The sequence below is a fragment of the Streptomyces sp. NRRL WC-3742 genome (genome assembly GCF_000720635.1).
Taxonomy (GTDB): Bacteria; Actinomycetota; Actinomycetes; order Streptomycetales; family Streptomycetaceae; genus Kitasatospora.
This window is the reverse complement of record NZ_JOCF01000168.1, coordinates 1-1,055: the sequence shown is the minus strand read 5'-3', so window position 1 is coordinate 1,055 and position 1,055 is coordinate 1. Positions and strand designations below refer to the sequence as shown.

Genomic DNA, 1,055 nt, shown 5'->3' with positions numbered 1-1,055 from the left:
GTGTAGGGGTGGGCGGGATGATGCAGCAGGGGCCTGGGTATTGGCGGGGGGGGGATGGTGGGCCGGGGGGGGGGGGTCAGGGGCAGAACGTGGGGGCGGGGTAGTTTTGGCTGCGGTGGTGTGTGGTCGAGTCGATGGGGTGTAGGGGTGGGCGGGATGATGCAGCAGGGGCCTGGGTATTGGCGGGGGGGGGATGGTGCGCCGGTGAGTGGGACTCAGGCGCAGATCGTGTGGACGAGGGCGGCGTATCCGGCGTTGGTGGAGGTGGCGGGGCGTTATCACGCGGTGATCACGTACGGGGATCTGGCGGCGCTGGTGCAGGAGGTGTCGGGGGTGCGGACGCGTTTCGATCAGCGGCAGTGGTTGGGGAAGGTTTTGGCGTTGGTGGTGCGGGAGGCGCATCGGCGTGGGGATCCGCCGTTGACGTCTTTGGTGGTGCATGCGCAGGACGGCCGGGTGGGGGTGGGGTATCAGGAGGTGTTGGCGGTGGCGGGACATGCGCCGCTGGCGTCGGAGTTGGACCGTGAGGAGCATGCGGCTGCGGCGCGGTTGGCGTGTTACCGGCATTTCGGGGCGGTGTTGCCGGCGGACGGTGGTACGCCGGCGTTGGCGCCGCGGTTGCGGGAGTCGTTGTCGCGGCGGGCGTCGGGCCGGGCGGCGTCGGGTTCGGGCCGGGGTGGGGCGCAGGGTGTTTCGGCGGCGCCGGTGCGGGTGGCGGCGGTGTGTCCGGGGTGTTTCATCGAGTTCCCGGCGACCGGGGTGTGCGATTCGTGCGGGGCCTCGGCGCGCTGACCCCCCCGGGTGTTCGGGGCGGGAAGGGTCTAGCGGGCGGGCTGTTCGGGCGGGGCTGTTGCGCGGGTGGGGTGTTGCGCGGGTTGCGGTGCGGGCGTTCGTCGGGGGCCGGGTTTGTGCGGGCGTGTTGCGGTGCGGTCGTTCCCGTGGGTGTCGGGGTGGCGCCTGGGGGTGTGTCGCTGCTTTCGGGCTCCGGGGGGCGCAAGTTGCCCCCCGGAGGGTGTGCGGGTGGGGGCGCTGTGTCTGGAGGCGCGGGCGGGGCT

1 protein-coding gene is annotated in these 1,055 nt (G+C 72.7%); it reads left to right on the top strand.

Annotation, left to right across the window (positions count from 1 at the left end):
- The first annotated feature begins 204 nt into the window (after nucleotides 1-204).
- Nucleotides 205-792 carry a hypothetical protein gene (locus tag IH61_RS49850; RefSeq protein WP_037974165.1) on the top strand — a complete coding sequence of 196 codons (588 nt, stop codon included), beginning with the start codon at nucleotides 205-207 and terminating at the stop codon, nucleotides 790-792.
- Nucleotides 793-1,055: the final 263 nt, after the last annotated feature.